Raw genomic sequence first — 16863 nt, forward strand, 5'->3', positions numbered from 1 at the left:
CGCACTCCTGATTTCATGCCTGTCTCCATATCGAAAATCGGAGTATGGCGAGGCGGTCAGGGCATTAAAAGATGGGGCGGTTGGACGCTTACGACTGATTTTCCAGTTCAAAGATATGCATGACAAAAATGCGTTGTCAGCCGCAAAAAATGACACGTCATGCCACTCGTGTTCGCGCGCTAGCGCACAGACCGCAATTGGCATTTGCAGCACAGTTGCCAACACCATGCTAGGTTAGATCAACTGCTATGCGTGGGAATATTGAGTTTTCCGGCCGGGAGATTCAAAATCTAACAGGAGCGCATAGCTTGGGACTCAATCAACCTAACCAGGTTAATTCCTTGTCGGAAGTCGGCCATTCCCCCAAGCATGCCGCCATCGCCGCGGTTCCAACATACAGGCAGAGTCTGGACGGAGGGCGGCCCGACCTGATCGCAAGCTGGCCGGATTACATGATCGATGCGGTACAGCGTAGCGTTCTCTTCCTCGATTTGCTGAGACAACGCGGCAACGAACAAATCGAGATCACCTCACGCCCGATGGCCACCGTGCTGATCTTTGATCAGAAACTACTGATGGACGGCCGCTCGTTGCCGCGACCCATCAATTACACGTTGTCCCGGATTATTGCCCCTCCAGATGTTGTCACCGAGCCGAAGAAGCGACCGGTCGTGGTCATCGATCCGAGAGCCGGCCAAGGGCCAGGCGTCGGTGGTTTCAAAGCAGCGAGCGAGATCGGCGATGCGCTCAACGCGGGGCACCCGGTTTACTTCATCGGCTTCGGCGCGATACCGGCACCGGGGCAACAGTTTTTGGATGTGGTCGAAGGACAGGTCAGTTTTTTTGAGCATATAGCAGCACTCCACCCAAATACACCGCCACCGTTTGTCATCGGTAATTGCCAAGCAGGCTATCAGACCCTGATGGTGGCGGCATTGCGGCCCGAGTTGTTTGGCCCTTGCATGGTCGCCGGTTCGCCAATGTCGTACTGGCAGGGTGTGCATGGGAAAAATCCGATGCGTTACGCCGGAGGTTTGCTCGGCGGCAGTTGGCTTAACGCAATGAGTGCCGATCTCGGCAACGGCAAAATCGACGGGACCCAATTGATCTTGAATTTCGACATGCTGAACCCGGCATATTGGCTGTGGGGAAAACAATACGAGGTGTACGCGCAAGTCGATAGTGATGCGGTACGTTACCTCAAGTTCGAGAAATGGTGGGGCGATTTCATTGAGTTGAATGGTGACGAACTGCAGTTCCTGGTGGATAACATGTTCATCGGAGACAAGCTGACGCGCAACCAGCTTCAATCGCACAACGGCACAACTTTTGATCTGCGCAACATCACCTCGCCCATCATCGTATTCACCTCGATGGTCGACAACATCAGCCCGCCGCAGCAGTCACTCGGCTGGATTCTCGATCTGTATCGGGACGTCGACGACATCCGGGCCAGCGAGCGCACGATTGTGTACTGCCTGAGTCAGGAAGTGGGGCATCTCGCCATCTTCGTCTCATCCAAGGTGGGCGCAAAACAGGACGAAGAATTCGTACAGCTGATGGACGTCATCGACTGTCTGCCGCCTGGTCTTTTTGAGATCGTCATTGCGCCGAGGCCCGATAACGTGCCCGCCGCCGGCTTCATCACCGGCGAATGGATTGCCCGCTTCGAGGATCGCTCGCTCGACGACATCCGCGCGCTCGGACGTAACAGCCTGGAAGATGACCGCGCCTTCGCCGCCGTGGCTCGCATGTCGGAAATCAACCTCTCGCTGTATCGCACGTTCATGCAACCGATGGTGCGCGCGCTTGCCAATCAACCGATGGCAAGCATGACCCGCACGATGGCTCCGCTGCGGCTCAGTTACACGCTCTTCGCTGATCGTAACCCGATGATGAAGGGCGTGCAGACGATAGCTGCCGCCGTGACTTCGATGCGCAGGCCGGTGACAGCCGACAATCCATTCCTCGCAGTGCAGGAGCAAGTCTCGCAGCACATCACCGCTGCGCTGGATGCCTGGCGCGACGCGCGCGACAGCATGGAAGAAAAGGCTTTTTTCGGATTCTACGGCTCGCCGATCGTACAAGCAATGCTGGGTATCCATGACGGCACAGAGGTGCGGCCACGCCCCACTGTTTCAGTAGAAAGGGTGGCGGCACAAAAAGTGCGTGCCGACGGTTATGCAGCGAAACTCAAGACAGGCGGATACAACGCAGCATTGACGCGTGCAGTGCTGTATGTGACTGAGGCAGATCGGATGATTGAGCAGCGTACCGCCCTCGCATTTAACGTCGCACGTGAAAATATCATGCACTTATCACTTGCCGATTTCCGGGTGCTGGTGCGGGAGCAGTTCTTCGTGTTGCAGCTCGCAGGTGAACAGGCGGTGGATGCGCTGGCGTCGATGGTAATCAAGGAAGGTGCGTGCAAGGAACTATTAAAACAGGTGCATGCGATAGTCGGCGCGGACGATCCGCCGAGCGTTGGTGAAAATGAGCGCTTGACGAAATTGTCACAAGTTCTTTCGGTGCCAATTGACACTGCGGTCATTCCCGTTGTCTCCGACCCATGCTGCGAGATCGACAAGTCGTTGATCGTGAGCCGCAAGGCTGATGAGCTCGATATCGGTGACCATTGCATTCCCTCTACCAACATTGGAAACACGTCGCGGGTACCGTCCGCGCGTAAATCCAATCCCCCAGGGAAGTTGCAATGACTACCGTCACGAACAAGACCTTCGATGAGATTGTGCAGGGTGACGCTGCATCGGTCGCGCGCACGTTGCAGACTGGTGATGTACGCGCATGGGCTGCCGCGTTCGGCGAATGGAATGTGTTTTCCGCTCCCGGTGAGAGCCAGGCGGCTGCCAGCATCGTCACCTCCATGCTGACCGCATTGGTCGGTTCGAACCTTCCGGGGCCGGGCAGCGTCGTGCGCGCAGTCTCGGTGCAGGTCAAAGGTGTGCTGCCGATTGACGTGGCGATGACCGCACGTCTTGTGGTGCGCGAGAAGCGGCCGGAGCAGGGAATCGTCATTCTGGATGGACTCTGCACCGGTCCGGACGGGCATGTGATTGCGACCGCAACCTTGGAAGTGCTGGCGCCGATCACGCGGCAGCAACGCGAGGTCGTGGCGCATCGTCTCGATGGACTTATCGAGCGCTGCAAGAATCTCAAGCCGATGCTGACCGGCGTCGTGCATCCATGCAGCGCCGATGCGCTGATAGGCGCGGTGGAGGCCGCCGAAGCAGGACTGATCCTGCCCGTTTTTTACGGACCCGAAACGGAGATTCGTAAAATCGCGGATAAGGCGAATCTGGATATCGGCAAGGTCCGCATCGTATCAACCGAGAGTGCGGAAGGTTCTGCATTACAGGCCGCGATGGCCGCCGGTACAGGCGAGATTGCGGCGCTAATGAAGGGCAGCCTGCATACCGATGTGTTCCTGCACCCGATCATGCAAAAGGAAACCAGGCTGCGCAGCGGTCGCCTGCTTAGCCACTGTGCGTTGTTCTCCGTGGCGACTTATGCGCGCCGCGTGATCGTCAGCGACGCTGCATTGAACATCGTGCCGGACACCGATCAGAAGCGCGACATTTGCCAGAATGCGATCGGATTTGCCCGCGCGCTCGGCATCGACGTACCGAAAGTGGCGGTGCTAGCGGCAATCGAAATGATTAACACCAAAATGTCGGCCACGCTCGATGGTGCAATTCTTTCTAAAATGGCGGACCGAGGGCAAATCGTCGGCGGCATTGTCGACGGGCCACTCGATCTCGATGCGGCAGTCGATGCCGACGCAGCGCGCATCAAGCATATCGCATCGCCGATCGCAGGCTTGGCTGACATCCTGATCGTGCCCAACATCGAAGCGGGCAACATGGTCTACAAGAATCTCGTCTTCATGGCCGACGCACAAACCGCCGGCCTGGTAGTCGGTGCGCGGGTGCCGGTGATCCTGACCAGCCGTGCCGACACCGCCGCCGCGCGCCGCTTCTCGGCTGCTGCGGCCGTATTGTATGCCGACGCACTAGCGCGCGACCCGACCATCCTGCGTCCAGAAACTGCGGAGTGATCGATCATGAAAAATGCAATCGTCGTTTTTAACGCGGGTTCCACCAGTTTGAAGTTCGGTGCTTATGCCGTAGACGCTGGCGAAGCATTGCCGCTGCTGTGCGTAGGCCGAATCGACAGCATGCAAGGCGATCCGCATTTCGTCGTCAATAATGCCGATGGCAAACCGATGGATTCCCATGAATGGGGCGAAGGCCACACGGTCGACCACAAGGCAGCGCTGCACTTCGTCATTACCTGGCTGGAAGCCAATCTGGACAACACCAAAGTGGTCGCCGCCGGTCACCGTGTGGTGCTGGGCGGCGAGCGATATGAGACACCGGTGCTGATAAATGGCGACGTGCTGGACTACCTTGACTCGTTGGTAGTGATGGAACCGTCACACCAACCGTACAACGTGGACGGCGCGCGCGCTTTTGCCGAAGCTTTTCCGGGACTGCCGCAGGTGGCCTGCTTCGACACGTCGTTTCATCGCACCATGCCGCAAGTGGCGCAGACCTATGCGCTGCCGAAAAATGTGCGCGATGCCGGTGTGTGTCACTGGGGCTTTCACGGTATTTCGTACGACTACATTAGCCGCCAGGTGCCGAAATTTGCACCCGCAGCGCGGCGCGTCATCGTCGCGCATCTCGGCGGCGGCGCCAGCATGTGCGCGCTGCTGGATGGGCGCAGCGTCGAAACCACGATGGGCTTCGGTGCACTATCCGGTCTGCCGATGGCGACGCGTCCTGGCGATGTGCCGCCGGGTGCTCTGTTGTATCTGCTACGCAGCAAGCAATTCGATGACACATCGCTGGAGAAGATGCTGTACGAGCGTGCGGGCCTGCTCGGCCTGTCCGGCATCAGCGGCGACATGCGCGTGTTGCAAAACAGCGCTGATGCGCGCGCGGTCGCGGCGCTGGAGTATTTTTCCTACGCGATGATGAAATACATCGGCGCGTATACCGCTGTGCTCGGCGGACTGGATGCCTTGGTGTTCACTGCAGGGATCGGCGAAAACTCGGTGCAAGTGCGCGCCGCGCTGTGTGCCAAATTGGGTTGGCTCAACGTGAAGCTGGACGAGAAGGCGAACGCTGCGGGTGGGCCGTGTATTTCCGCGTCGGACAGTGCAGTGTCGGTGTGGGTCATCCCCACCGACGAAGAACTGATGATTGCGCAGCATACGCTGGCGCTCATCCAACATTAATGGAGAAATGGAGAAAACCATGTTCAACATAATCGAGGGCTTGCCCGCCGACGTGATGGCAATTGAAGCAACTGGAAAAGTGACGCATGCAGATTATCGCGACACGCTGATTCCCATGGCCGAAGCCATGATGGCGCAGGGCCCGGTCAAGATGCTGTATGTCATCGGCCAGGATTGCACCGGTTTTGAACTGGAGGCGCGGTGGGACGACGGCACATTCGGGATCAAGCACTGGCACGATTTCAGCCACATCGCCGTGGCGTCTGATCGCGCGTGGCTGAACGCAATGGTCAGCATGTTCAAACCTCTCTTTCACGGCGACGTCCGACTGTTCAAATTAGCCGAATTGCCTGTCGCGAAAGACTGGATCAATAGTACGTCGGAAAGGGCGACATCATGACCGCCGCCGTGCCGAACGTTACCGTGCCGCAGACAACTGGTGCTATCTATATCTGCCCGATGCACGCACAAATCCGCCAACCCGCGCCGGGCAATTGCCCAATTTGCGGCATGACGCTGGAGCCTGTCAAGACATCGGCCAAAGACGAACCTGATCAAGAACTCGCGAACATGACCCGCCGTTTCTGGATCGGGCTGGCGTTGGCCTTGCCGGTCTTCATTCTGGAAATGGGCGGCCACATGCCCGCACTCGGCCTGCACAATCTCGTCCCGCTGCGCATCTCCATCTGGATTCAATTCGCTCTGTCAACCCCGGTTGTCTTGTGGGCCGGATGGCCATTCTTTGTGCGTGCCTGGGCGTCGGTCGTGCACCGCAGTCTGAATATGTTCAGCCTGATTGCCCTCGGAACGGGCACCGCTTATATCTATAGCCTGGTTGCGACGTTTGCGCCTAAAATATTCCCCGCCGGGTTTCGCATGGCGGACGGTATGGTCCCTGTTTATTTTGAAGCCGCCGCCGTCATCACGGTGCTGGTATTGCTGGGCCAGGTGCTAGAATTGCGCGCGCGTGCGCACACCGGCGGCGCAATTCGCGCGCTGCTCAAACTGGCGCCTAAAACGGCCCATCGATTGACGGCTGCCGGCACCGATGAGGAAGTGCTGCTAGAACAGATTCAGGTCGGTGATCATCTGCGCATACGACCCGGCGATGGTGTGCCGGTCGATGGCGAAGTACTTGAGGGTAAGGGTGCCGTGGATGAATCGATGGTCAGCGGCGAGTCGATGCCTTCTGCCAAACAGCCCGGCGACAAGCTCATCGGCGGCACCGTAAATGGCACCGGCTCGCTGGTCATGCGCGCCGACAAAGTGGGAGCGGACACCATACTCGCGCACATCGTGGCGATGGTCAGCGAAGCACAGCGCAGCCGCGCCCCCATTCAGCGCATGGCGGACAAGGTGTCGGGCTATTTCGTTCCTGCTGTACTTGGCGTGGCGCTCATCACGTTTAGTGTGTGGGCGGTCTGGGGTCCCGACCCAGCACTTTCCTACGCGTTGATCGCTGCGGTCTCGGTCCTCATCATTGCGTGTCCTTGCGCGCTTGGCCTGGCTACGCCGATGTCAATCGGGGTGGGCGTCGGCAAAGGTGCCGGTGCCGGCGTCCTGATCAAGTCGGCCGAAGCTCTGGAGCGCATGGAGAAAATTAACACATTGGTCGTTGACAAAACCGGCACGCTGACCGAAGGCAAACCCAAGGTCACGGCAATTGTTCCCGCTGCCGGCCTGTCAGAGTCAGACATCCTGCCGCTTGCAGCCAGTCTTGAGCAATCCAGCGAGCATCCTCTCGCCGCAGCCATCGTGGCTGCTGCACGGGCAAGCAATGCTGCCATTGAACAGGCAACCGACTTCGCTTCCGTCACCGGCAAAGGAGTGAGCGGAAAAGTTGGCGGCAAGTCGGTGGCATTGGGCAATGTGAAACTGATGACGGATCTCGGCGTCGCGCTGGGCGATCTGGAACAAATGGCTGATGCGCTGCGCAGCGATGGAGCGACCGCGCTGTTTCTCGCGGTGGACGGCAAGCCGGCCGGCATCATCGCGATTGCTGACCCGATCAAGCCCACCACGCAGGCGGCCCTCGACAGCCTGAAAAAAGAAGGTATACGGATCGTGATGGTGACGGGTGATAACCAGACCACCGCCGAGGCGGTCGCCCGCAAGCTCGGCATCAAGGAAGTCAAAGCCGATATCCTGCCGCAGGACAAAATCAGCATCGTCAAAAAACTCACGGCCGAAGGAAGCATTGTCGCGATGGCTGGTGATGGCGTGAACGATGCCCCGGCTCTGGCGGAAGCCGCCGTCGGGATTGCCATGGGAACCGGGACCGAAGTCGCCATCCAGAGCGCCGGCATTACGCTGGTCAAAGGCGACCTCGCAGGCATTGCGCGGGCCGTTGTCCTCAGCCGGGCGACGATGCGCAATATTCGGCAAAACCTGGTATTTGCGTTCGTCTACAACGGGATTGGCATTCCAATTGCCGCAGGTGTGTTCTACCCGGTATTCGGCATCCTGCTGAGTCCGATTGTTGCCGCGCTGGCGATGTCACTAAGTTCATAGGTTTACACACATCTTTTTCTGACCGTCGCACTGGCCCGCAAGAACCGCACTTTTTGAGTGTTTTTGCTTAAAAATTGAGCAAAGTCGTTGTGCGTTGACGGGAAATCCATCGGGCAGGCACTCCGGGATTGCTGTTTCTGCAACAGCTGGTGCTTTGTAAGTGTTTGATTTTATTGGCGAAAAAAGATGTGTATAAACCTATGCACTAAGTTCCGTATCAGTGATTGTGAACGCGCTGCGATTACGGACGCTGAATCTCAAAGAAGAGGCGAAGCCTGACGCCAGGACTGCATCGGAACCTGAGGCTAAGACCGCAGTTGAACACGGCAGGCATCAGCATCGAGGGAGTACTTGACATGTCGCTCTGTAACCTTCTTCTCGCATGATTGCTATTTACTGAGCCAGAGTACAGATTATGTATCTATCTCATATCCGCAACCTTTAATTTGGAGTATCAGATGAAAGCATTTGTTTATAAAGGCCCGGGATTGAAGGCGCTTGAAGATCGTCCGAAGCCGACCATTCAGGCGCCGGGTGATGCTATCGTAAAAATCGTCAAGACGACGATTTGCGGAACGGACCTGCATATTCTCAAAGGTGATGTCGCAACCTGTGCGCCGGGACGCATTCTTGGACACGAGGGTGTCGGGATTGTCGATGCCGTTGGCGCTGGCGTGACGACCTTCAAGGTAGGCGACCGCGTTCTGATTTCGTGCATCTCGTCTTGTGGCAAATGCGAGTATTGTCGACGCGGCATGTTTTCACATTGCACTACGGGTGGCTGGATACTCGGCAACGAAATCGATGGCACGCAGGCCGAATACGTTCGCACGCCGCATGCTGACACCAGCCTCTATCCTATACCTTCAGGTGCAGATGAGGAAGCGTTGGTCATGCTCAGCGATATTTTGCCGACTGGTTTTGAATGTGGTGTTCTTAATGGTAAGGTCGCGCCAGGCTCGACGCTTGCGATCGTAGGAGCGGGTCCGATTGGCCTTGCTGCATTGTTGACCGCGCAGCTTTATTCGCCGTCTGAAATCATCATGATTGATTTGGACGACAATCGTTTGGAGTTCGCTCGACAATTCGGCGCGACCCGGACAATCAATAGCGCGGACGGCACTGCCGTTGTAAAAGTGAAGGCGTTGACTGACGGACATGGCGTTGACACGGCGATCGAGGCAGTTGGTGTGCCAGCGACATTCCAACTTTGCCAGGATCTGGTTGCGCCAGGCGGCATCATTGCCAACATCGGTGTGCATGGTCGCAAGGTGGAGCTGCATCTCGAACGATTATGGTCGCAGAACATCGCGATCACCACACGATTGGTCGACACGGCGACAACGCCGATGTTACTGAAAACGGTGCTGGCAAAAAAAATCGACCCGACCCGACTGATTACCCATCACTTCAAACTTGATCAGATACTCGACGCTTATGACACCTTTGAGCGTGCGGCTGATACCAAGGCGTTGAAGGTAGTTATCGAAACCAACGCCTGAGGGCTAGAGGAATAATCATGAGTGATGCATTCGATGAACAAAATGTTTTGGGCAAGTCAATCGACAAAGGCGACAGCTCCAAAGCGAAAATAAAACATCAAAATGACGCACTTGATGAGGCATTGCGCGAGTCGTTTCCAGCCAGTGACCCGATTGCGGTGAGCGTCACGCGCATCGACAAGGAACCTTCGGAAAGCGAACTATCACGCGGAGTCGGTCATGGTGAGAAAAATGAATAATGCATGGCAAGTGATGCCGATATGGCCCTACGGAAAATATTTTATCTTCTTCAATGAAAAGAATTATCTGAACAATTTTGTATCCAAAAACCACGCAATTGCAGGTGAGATCGAGAAAGCTAAGGGCACTTCTTCTGGCAGGTTCTATAGCGGGAAGGTTGGATTGCAATGATCATGCAAGGCAACACAAAATCTTTGAATATGGGAGTGATCGTTGCCGTGCGCGGCAGCGTGGTCGATATTCGTTTTGATGAACATTTGCCGCCGATTCATGCGATGCTGCGTACAGGTGATGCCGGAAAAATTGTGATTGAGGTGCTGGCGCAACTGGACGCGTACGTGGTGCGCGGAATTGCGATGACCCCGACTCAGGGTTTGGCGCGCGGCGATCCGGTTGAGGACACAGGCGGCCCGTTGAAAGCGCCGGTTGGCAAGGCAATTTTATCGCGCATGTTTGACGTGTTTGGCAATGCAATCGATCGTGAAGCGCCGTTGGCTGACGTTGAATGGCGTTCCGTGCATCGGGCGCCGCCGCCATTGGCCCAGCGTTCCACGCAATCGCAAATTTTCGAAACCGGCATCAAGGTCATCGATGTGCTGGTACCGCTGGAGCGCGGCGGTAAGGCAGGATTGTTCGGTGGCGCAGGTGTGGGCAAGACGGTGCTGCTGACCGAGATGATCCACAACATGGTCGGCAATCAAAAAGGTGTGAGCATTTTCTGCGGCATCGGTGAACGCTGCCGCGAAGGGCAGGAGTTGTACCATGACATGAAAGAAGCGGGCGTGTTGCCGAACATGGTGATGGTCTTCGGCCAGATGAACGAGCCGCCAGGCGCACGGTTTCGCGTTGGCCACGCCGCACTGACGATGGCGGAATATTTTCGTGACGATGAACATCGCGATGTGCTGCTATTGATCGACAATATTTTCCGCTTCATTCAGGCCGGCATGGAAGTGTCCGGTCTGATGGGGCAGATGCCGTCCCGTCTCGGCTATCAACCGACGATGGGCACCGAACTGTCGGGTTTGGAGGAGCGCATCGCCAATACCGATAGCGGCGCCATCACCTCGATCCAGGCCGTGTATGTGCCGGCCGACGATTTCACCGATCCGGCTGCAGTGCATACCTTCTCGCATTTGTCGGCATCGATCGTACTGTCGCGCAAGCGCGCCGGCGAGGGACTGTTTCCGGCAATCGATCCGCTGCAATCGAGTTCCAAAATGGCGACGCCTGGCATCGTCGGCGGGCGGCATTATGCGCTCGCACAGGAAATCCGGCGCACCCTCGCACAATACGCAGAACTGAAAGACATCATTGCCATGCTTGGTCTGGAGCAACTGTCGCCGGACGACCGCAATGTGGTCGCACGTGCACGTCGGCTGGAACGCTTTCTGACGCAGCCATTTTTCACCACGGAACAATTCACTGGCCTGACCGGCAAGCTGGTTAGCCTGAAGGATGCGCTGGATGGCTGCGAGCGTATCTTGAATGATGAATTCAAGGACTATCCGGAGAGTGCGCTCTACATGATCGGCAGCATCGATGAAGCGAAAAAGAAAGCGAAACCGGATCAGTCCGCCACGCCGGAAAAAGGTGTGTCTGCTCCGCGATCACAACCAAAGCCGACACCGATATCTACGCAAGCATCAACGTTAGTACCAACGTCAAAACCGCCGGTTGAAGCGGAGGCAGATACCCATGAATCTTAAGGTTCTGTTGCCATATCAAATCTTTGTCGAGAAGCGCGACGTGTCGCGCATCGTGGCAGAGACGCGCAATGGCTCATTCGGCATGTTGCCGCACCGACGCGATTGCGTCACGGCGCTGGCGCCAGGCATTCTGACTTATGAATCCGATGCCGACGGTGAGGTCTTCGTTGCGGTCGATGAGGGAATATTGGTGAAGGCCGGAGCCGATGTGCTGGTGTCGGTGCGCCGTGCAATCCATGGCACCGATCTGACGCAATTGCGCGCATTGGTCGAGCAGGAATTTTCAACGCTGGATGAACAGGAAAAAAGCGTACGCACTGTCATGGCGAAACTGGAATCCGGATTTTTGCATCGCTTCGCACGCTTCCAACATGAGTGACGAGCTTAAGCCGCCGAATCTGGCCGACGAGATCGGCGCCAAGGCCGTCCGTAAGTTGAAGGCGCGACGCAGTACGCAAGGCGTATGGTTTGGACTGGGCATGATGGGATTGATCGGCTGGTCGGTGGTGGTGCCGACCCTGCTTGGTGCGGCGCTCGGCATCTGGCTCGATACCCATCATCCGGGTCGGCATGGGTGGACGCTGGCGTTGTTGATGGCTGGGCTGGTGCTTGGCTGCTTCAATGCCTGGCATTGGGTGGACAAGGAAGATCACGCGATGCACGACGAACAGAATGACGATGAAGGAGGACTGCAATGACTGACATGTTGCCGCTGTTGTGGGCATGTGTGGCCGGCATCGCGCTCGGCACCATGTTTTATGGTGGACTGTGGTGGACGATTCGAGAAAGCATGGCGTCGGTGCATCCGGCGTTGTGGGTATTCATCAGCCTGCTGGTGCGCATGGGAATCGCGCTGGCTGGATTTTATTTTGTCGCAGGAACCCACTGGGAACGCCTTGTCATGTGCCTGCTTGGATTTCTTGCGGCGCGCGGCGGCGTGACTTGGGTAACGCGGTTGCCGAAAGAAAATGCAGCCGATTCGGCACCGGAGGCCCGTCATGCGCCTTAGCCCGGACGAGCTGATTTTCTGGCAGCATGGGTTTGTCAAACTCAACGCCACCATCGTCTTCACCTGGGGGCTGATGCTGATACTGGTGGTCGGATCGAAACTGATCACGCGCAAGCTGTCGATGGGTTTGCAGCGCTCGCGATGGCAGAATCTGCTGGAAATCGTCGTCTCGTCGATCCTCACGCAGATCGAAGAAGTCGGCTTGCCTGATCCCCAAAAATACATTGGGTTTATTGGCACGCTGTTCCTATTCGTCGCTGCGGCCAGTCTGTGCACAATCATTCCTGGCTATGAACCGCCGACCGGTTCGCTCTCGACCACGGCCGCGCTCGCATTGTGCGTATTTGTGGCGGTGCCGTATTTCGGTATTGCGCAGCAAGGCATGCGCGGCTATCTCAAATCCTACATCGAGCCAACCGTGATCATGCTGCCGTTTAATCTGATCAGTGAATTATCGCGCACGCTGGCATTGGCCGTGCGTCTGTTCGGCAACATGATGAGCGGCGCGATGATCATCGCCATTTTGCTGACAATCACGCCGTTTCTATTTCCGATCGTGATGACCGCGCTTGGTTTGCTGACCGGCATGGTGCAGGCGTATATCTTCAGCATTTTGGCGGCGGTGTATATCGCCGCTGCAACGCGTGTCAGCAAACGCAAGCCGGCGCCTGACGCGGTAGCGAAAGCCTGAGGCTGCAATGAACCACATCAACAACCGAAGGAAATAATATGGATAGCATGACAATTATCGCGGTGGCTTCGATCATGATTGCCGGTCTCACTACAGGCTTTGGCTGCCTCGGGCCCGCGTTGGCCGAAGGACGGGCGGTCGCTACTGCATTGAGCGCGCTGGCGCAGCAGCCGGACGCCTCCGCCACCATCACGCGTACCTTGTTCGTCGGTCTGGCAATGATCGAATCCACCGCGATTTATTGTTTCGTGGTGTCGATGATCCTGATTTTTGCCAATCCATTCTGGAACCATGCGATTTCCCAAACTGCCGGGAAATAATTCATGTTAATTGACTGGTTTACCGTCGGCGCGCAAGCACTTAACTTCATCATCCTCGTGTGGTTGATGAAGCGATTTCTGTACAAGCCTATCCTTGACGCGATTGATGCCCGCGAAAAAAAGATCGCTGCTGAACTTGCCGATGCCGACGCAAAAAAAGCCGAAGCGCAAAAAGAACGCGACACCTTCCAGCAAAAGAACGACGCGTTCGACCAGCAGCGCGCGAGTTTGCTGAGCCAAGTAACCGATGCGGCAAAGGCCGAAAGCCAACGCCTGTTGGAACAAGCACGCAAAACGGCGGACGAGTTGCGCGTCAAGCGTGACGAAGCGCTGAAAAATGGCGCGAAGAATTTGCATCAAGCCATCAGCATCCGCACGCAACAGGAAGTCTTCGCCATCGCACGCAAGGCATTGACCGATCTGGCAAGCGCCAGCCTAGAGCAGCGTATGACCGAAATTTTTATACAGCGCTTGCAGGCATTGGATGACGCGACCAAGGCCAAATTTTCTGACGCCCTAAAGTCAGGCACCGCCCCCGCATTGGTGCGCAGCGCGTTTGAGCTTCCGGCGGAACAGCGCAGCGCGATACAAGACGCGGTCAAGCAACTGTTTGCGACTGACATACCGCTCAAGTTTGACGTCGCACCCGATTTGGTTAGTGGCGTCGAGTTGAGTACGAACGGACAAAAAGTGGCATGGAACATCGCGGACTATTTGGCTTCGTTGGAGACCGGCGTCGCGAATTTGTTGAAAGAAAAGACGCAACCCGTATCCAAGGTGCCATCCAAACCGGATAAGCCGCCCGTACCGACGCCTGAGATTGTCTCTGCAAAAAATCTGGAAATCGAACCAGCATCAAAGCCGGAAGTGGCAACTGCGCCGAAACCGGCTGCCTCCGAGGCCGTTGCAAAGACCACGCAATGAACATCACATCCGAAAGCCTGCAAAGCGCGTTCGATAACGCATTCGCCGGGATTGGCCAAATGCGTGATGCGTTCACGCCGCAGTTGACGCTGCGCGAGGTCGGCACCATCACCAGCATCGCTACCGGCATTGCCAAAGTGGCGGGACTTCCAGGAGTCGGTTTCGATGAATTGATCCGGTTCCCCAACGACATATTCGGCATCGCGTTCAATGTCGACGCCGATGAAATCGGTGTGGTGCTGCTCGGCGATTACGCGCATTTGAACGCTGGCGATCAAGTGCAGCGCACCGGTCGCGTGATGGATGTGGCAGTCGGCGATGCGTTGTTGGGACGCGTAATCGATCCGCTCGGCCGTCCGCTCGACGGCAACGGTGTGTTGACGACCGATACGCGGCTGCCGATCGAACGTCCGGCGGCTGCGATCATGGACCGCGCACCGGTAGTCGTGCCGCTGCAAACCGGGCTGAAAGTCGTCGATGCAATGATTCCGATTGGACGCGGCCAGCGCGAATTGATTTTGGGCGATCGGCAAACCGGCAAAACGGCGATCGCCCTCGATACCATCCTCAACCAGCGCGACAAGGATGTTGTATGCGTCTATTGCGCGATCGGGCAGCGTGCCTCTGCTGTGGCAAAGACCGTCGCCATCCTGCGCGAGAAGGGTGCGCTGGATTATACGGTGGTAGTGGTCACCGAAGGTAATGATCCGCCCGGACTGGCCTATATTGCGCCGTATGCGGCGACTAGTATCGCCGAGTATTTCATGGAAGCCGGGCGCGACGTGCTGATTGTCTACGATGACCTGACACAACATGCGCGCGCCTATCGTGAACTATCGTTGCTGCTGCGCCGTCCACCTGGTCGTGAAGCCTTCCCTGGCGATATTTTCTACATCCATTCGCGCTTGCTGGAACGATCAACGCATTTAAGCAATGAACGTGGCGGCGGCTCGCTGACGGCGTTGCCCATCATCGAAACCGAGGCACAGAATATCTCGGCTTACATTCCGACCAATTTGATTTCGATTACCGACGGACAGATTTACCTGTCGCCGTCGCTGTTTGAACTGGGCGTGCTGCCCGCAGTAGATGTCGGGAAATCGGTGTCGCGCGTCGGCGGCAAGGCGCAACGCGCCACCTACCGCGCGGTGGCCGGTGATCTCAAGCTCGGCTATGCGCAGTTTGAAGAACTGGAAACCTTTGCCCGCTTTGGTGCACGGCTGGATGAGGATAGCCGCAAGATCATCGAGCATGGTCGACGGATTCGCGCCTGTCTCAAGCAACCGGAATTCTCACCCGTGGCGGTACCGGCGCAAATTATCACCTTGCTGGCCTTGAGTGCCAGCTTGTTCGATCTGGTACCGCTGGAGCGGATGGCGGATGCCGAGCGCGCGGTCAATGACGCCGCAGCACGCATCCCGCAAGAAGTTCGCGAACGATTCGAGACTGCGGAAAAATTGAATGACGATGACCGCAAGACGATTGTCGATCTGGCTCGTACCGCGCTCGCACCGTTTCAGCCTGCGCCAGAGGTTAAGTCCGACGTCAAAACTGGGCAGCCCAAAAACAACAACGATAAACTCGATTCCAAAATTGACCAGGCCAAGAGCAAAGCCACGGACGACGCCAAACCGAAGGAAGCCAAACCCGAAAAAGAAGCGCAGCCGGTCAAGGATCAGCCATGAGCAACAGCATGGCCAATCTGCATCGCAAGATCGACAGTGCTGGCGATCTGCAATCAGTCGTCCGTACCATGAAAGCCTTGGCCGCGTCGAACATCGGCCAGTATGAACAATCGGTCAAGGCGTTGACCGACTATTACCGGACAGTGGAACTTGGATTGAGCGCATGTGCGCGCGCAAGTGATTCGGTTGTTACGCCGTACACTTCCAAGGCACAAAATTCCGGTGCTGTGACTGATCCGATCAACGCTATCGTATTTGGCTCCGATCAAGGTTTGGTCGGGCAGTTTAATGATGTAGTGGCCGACTATGCGATCAAGACACTGGCAACCTTGCCAGGAAAACCGCAGGTGTGGGCCGTCGGTGAACGCGTTCATGCGCGCCTTGCGGCTTCTGGATTGCCGTTGATGGGAATATTTGTCGTGCCAAATTCCGTCAAGGCGATTGCTCCACTTGTTGGACAAATTCAAATTGATACTGAAGCACATCGTGCCAAAGGCGATATGGCGCGCCTGTACGTCTTCCACAACAGTCCGCAATCGGGATCGTTGTTTGAGCCGGTCAGCCAAAGGTTGTTACCACTCGACGAGGAATGGCTGCACTCGTTGACGAAGGTTGGCTGGCCATCCAAAATTTTGCCAGAAGTAATGGGAGCAGACACCACGACGCTGCGCGCCTTGATCCGCGAATATCTTTACATCTCGCTATTTCGCGCATGCGCCGAATCGCTTGCGAGCGAGAACGCAAGCCGTTTGGCAGCAATGGAGCGCGCCGATAAGAATATTGACGAATTGCTTGAGAATCTACATGGTGCATTTCACAGCCTTCGCCAGAGTTCGATTGATGAAGAGCTTTTTGATGTCGTGTCAGGCTACGAATCATTGTCAATTCATCGCAATGTTCGTCAATAAATTGTAAGCACTCCACGAACCCCAACCTATTCAGCCAGGCAGAATGCTGGTTAAATCCGGGGTATGCAAATCCTTCACATTCCACGGCAGCAGCGCCTCGACCT

General features: G+C 56.6%; 17 protein-coding genes. All 17 read left to right on the plus strand.

Features of this window, described 5'->3' with window-relative positions:
• Window positions 1-238: hypothetical protein (locus H7U20_RS30075; protein ID WP_233410454.1), on the plus strand; the 238-nt coding region annotated here is incomplete at its 5' end.
• A 70-nt stretch (window positions 239-308) separates the two neighbouring features.
• The gene (locus H7U20_RS02430) at window positions 309-2717 is read left to right on the plus strand and encodes a DUF3141 domain-containing protein (RefSeq protein ID WP_199518030.1); all 2409 of its coding nucleotides are present in this window, start codon (window positions 309-311) and stop codon (window positions 2715-2717) included.
• Entirely contained in the window at window positions 2714-4075 is a 1362-nt protein-coding gene (locus H7U20_RS02435) for a bifunctional enoyl-CoA hydratase/phosphate acetyltransferase (RefSeq protein WP_199518031.1), read from the plus strand. Before H7U20_RS02430 ends, H7U20_RS02435 begins: the two co-directional genes overlap by 4 nt.
• 6 nt (window positions 4076-4081) lie before the next feature.
• Window positions 4082-5260: an acetate/propionate family kinase gene (locus H7U20_RS02440; protein WP_199518032.1), complete on the plus strand. Its 1179-nt coding sequence runs from the start codon at window positions 4082-4084 to the stop codon at window positions 5258-5260.
• A gap of 19 nt (window positions 5261-5279) precedes the next feature.
• Entirely contained in the window at window positions 5280-5660 is a 381-nt protein-coding gene (locus H7U20_RS02445) for a SpoIIAA family protein (RefSeq protein WP_199518033.1), read from the plus strand.
• On the plus strand, window positions 5657-7771 hold the full coding sequence (locus H7U20_RS02450; RefSeq protein WP_199518034.1) for a copper-transporting P-type ATPase: 2115 nt from the start codon (window positions 5657-5659) through the stop codon (window positions 7769-7771). The genes H7U20_RS02445 and H7U20_RS02450 overlap by 4 nt, the downstream gene beginning before the upstream one ends.
• A gap of 458 nt (window positions 7772-8229) precedes the next feature.
• A complete protein-coding gene (locus H7U20_RS02455; RefSeq protein WP_199518035.1) occupies window positions 8230-9273 on the plus strand; it encodes a zinc-dependent alcohol dehydrogenase family protein in 1044 nt (347 codons plus the stop codon).
• Between the two features lie 17 nt (window positions 9274-9290).
• On the plus strand, window positions 9291-9512 hold the full coding sequence (locus H7U20_RS02460; protein WP_199518036.1) for a hypothetical protein: 222 nt from the start codon (window positions 9291-9293) through the stop codon (window positions 9510-9512).
• A 174-nt stretch (window positions 9513-9686) separates the two neighbouring features.
• Complete coding sequence (atpD, locus tag H7U20_RS02465; RefSeq protein WP_199518045.1) at window positions 9687-11222, plus strand: F0F1 ATP synthase subunit beta; 1536 nt, start codon at window positions 9687-9689, stop codon at window positions 11220-11222.
• Entirely contained in the window at window positions 11212-11601 is a 390-nt protein-coding gene (locus H7U20_RS02470; RefSeq protein ID WP_199518037.1) for a F0F1 ATP synthase subunit epsilon, read from the plus strand. Before atpD ends, H7U20_RS02470 begins: the two co-directional genes overlap by 11 nt.
• The gene (locus tag H7U20_RS02475; protein WP_199518038.1) at window positions 11594-11920 is read left to right on the plus strand and encodes an AtpZ/AtpI family protein; all 327 of its coding nucleotides are present in this window, start codon (window positions 11594-11596) and stop codon (window positions 11918-11920) included. Before H7U20_RS02470 ends, H7U20_RS02475 begins: the two co-directional genes overlap by 8 nt.
• Window positions 11917-12231: an ATP synthase subunit I gene (locus H7U20_RS02480; RefSeq protein ID WP_199518039.1), complete on the plus strand. Its 315-nt coding sequence runs from the start codon at window positions 11917-11919 to the stop codon at window positions 12229-12231. The genes H7U20_RS02475 and H7U20_RS02480 overlap by 4 nt, the downstream gene beginning before the upstream one ends.
• Window positions 12221-12922, plus strand: a complete 702-nt coding sequence (locus H7U20_RS02485) for a F0F1 ATP synthase subunit A (protein WP_199518040.1) — start codon at window positions 12221-12223, stop codon at window positions 12920-12922. The genes H7U20_RS02480 and H7U20_RS02485 overlap by 11 nt, the downstream gene beginning before the upstream one ends.
• Before the next feature lie 38 nt (window positions 12923-12960).
• Complete coding sequence (locus H7U20_RS02490) at window positions 12961-13242, plus strand: F0F1 ATP synthase subunit C (RefSeq protein WP_199518041.1); 282 nt, start codon at window positions 12961-12963, stop codon at window positions 13240-13242.
• 3 nt (window positions 13243-13245) lie between these two features.
• Window positions 13246-14166, plus strand: coding sequence for a F0F1 ATP synthase subunit delta (locus H7U20_RS02495; protein WP_199518042.1), 921 nt, complete (start codon window positions 13246-13248; stop codon window positions 14164-14166).
• Window positions 14163-15851, plus strand: a complete 1689-nt coding sequence (locus H7U20_RS02500; RefSeq protein ID WP_199518043.1) for an alternate F1F0 ATPase, F1 subunit alpha — start codon at window positions 14163-14165, stop codon at window positions 15849-15851. The genes H7U20_RS02495 and H7U20_RS02500 overlap by 4 nt, the downstream gene beginning before the upstream one ends.
• Window positions 15848-16759: a F0F1 ATP synthase subunit gamma gene (locus H7U20_RS02505; protein WP_199518044.1), complete on the plus strand. Its 912-nt coding sequence runs from the start codon at window positions 15848-15850 to the stop codon at window positions 16757-16759. Before H7U20_RS02500 ends, H7U20_RS02505 begins: the two co-directional genes overlap by 4 nt.
• Window positions 16760-16863: the final 104 nt, after the last annotated feature.

The organism is Rugamonas violacea (assembly GCF_016461825.1).
GTDB lineage: Bacteria > Pseudomonadota > Gammaproteobacteria > Burkholderiales > Burkholderiaceae_D > Rugamonas.

Bases quoted from the DNA above. Each gene is read 5' to 3' on its own strand.
- H7U20_RS02435 (WP_199518031.1), top strand. From the start codon at position 2,714: ATGACTACCGTCACGAACAAGACCTTCGATGAGATTGTGCAGGGTGAC.
- H7U20_RS02440 (WP_199518032.1), top strand. From the start codon at position 4,082: ATGAAAAATGCAATCGTCGTTTTTAACGCGGGTTCCACCAGTTTGAAG.
- H7U20_RS02445 (WP_199518033.1), top strand. From the start codon at position 5,280: ATGTTCAACATAATCGAGGGCTTGCCCGCCGACGTGATGGCAATTGAA.
- H7U20_RS02450 (WP_199518034.1), top strand. From the start codon at position 5,657: ATGACCGCCGCCGTGCCGAACGTTACCGTGCCGCAGACAACTGGTGCT.
- H7U20_RS02455 (WP_199518035.1), top strand. From the start codon at position 8,230: ATGAAAGCATTTGTTTATAAAGGCCCGGGATTGAAGGCGCTTGAAGAT.
- H7U20_RS02460 (WP_199518036.1), top strand. From the start codon at position 9,291: ATGAGTGATGCATTCGATGAACAAAATGTTTTGGGCAAGTCAATCGAC.
- atpD (WP_199518045.1), top strand. From the start codon at position 9,687: ATGCAAGGCAACACAAAATCTTTGAATATGGGAGTGATCGTTGCCGTG.
- H7U20_RS02470 (WP_199518037.1), top strand. From the start codon at position 11,212: ATGAATCTTAAGGTTCTGTTGCCATATCAAATCTTTGTCGAGAAGCGC.
- H7U20_RS02475 (WP_199518038.1), top strand. From the start codon at position 11,594: ATGAGTGACGAGCTTAAGCCGCCGAATCTGGCCGACGAGATCGGCGCC.
- H7U20_RS02480 (WP_199518039.1), top strand. From the start codon at position 11,917: ATGACTGACATGTTGCCGCTGTTGTGGGCATGTGTGGCCGGCATCGCG.
- H7U20_RS02485 (WP_199518040.1), top strand. From the start codon at position 12,221: ATGCGCCTTAGCCCGGACGAGCTGATTTTCTGGCAGCATGGGTTTGTC.
- H7U20_RS02490 (WP_199518041.1), top strand. From the start codon at position 12,961: ATGGATAGCATGACAATTATCGCGGTGGCTTCGATCATGATTGCCGGT.
- H7U20_RS02495 (WP_199518042.1), top strand. From the start codon at position 13,246: ATGTTAATTGACTGGTTTACCGTCGGCGCGCAAGCACTTAACTTCATC.
- H7U20_RS02500 (WP_199518043.1), top strand. From the start codon at position 14,163: ATGAACATCACATCCGAAAGCCTGCAAAGCGCGTTCGATAACGCATTC.
- H7U20_RS02505 (WP_199518044.1), top strand. From the start codon at position 15,848: ATGAGCAACAGCATGGCCAATCTGCATCGCAAGATCGACAGTGCTGGC.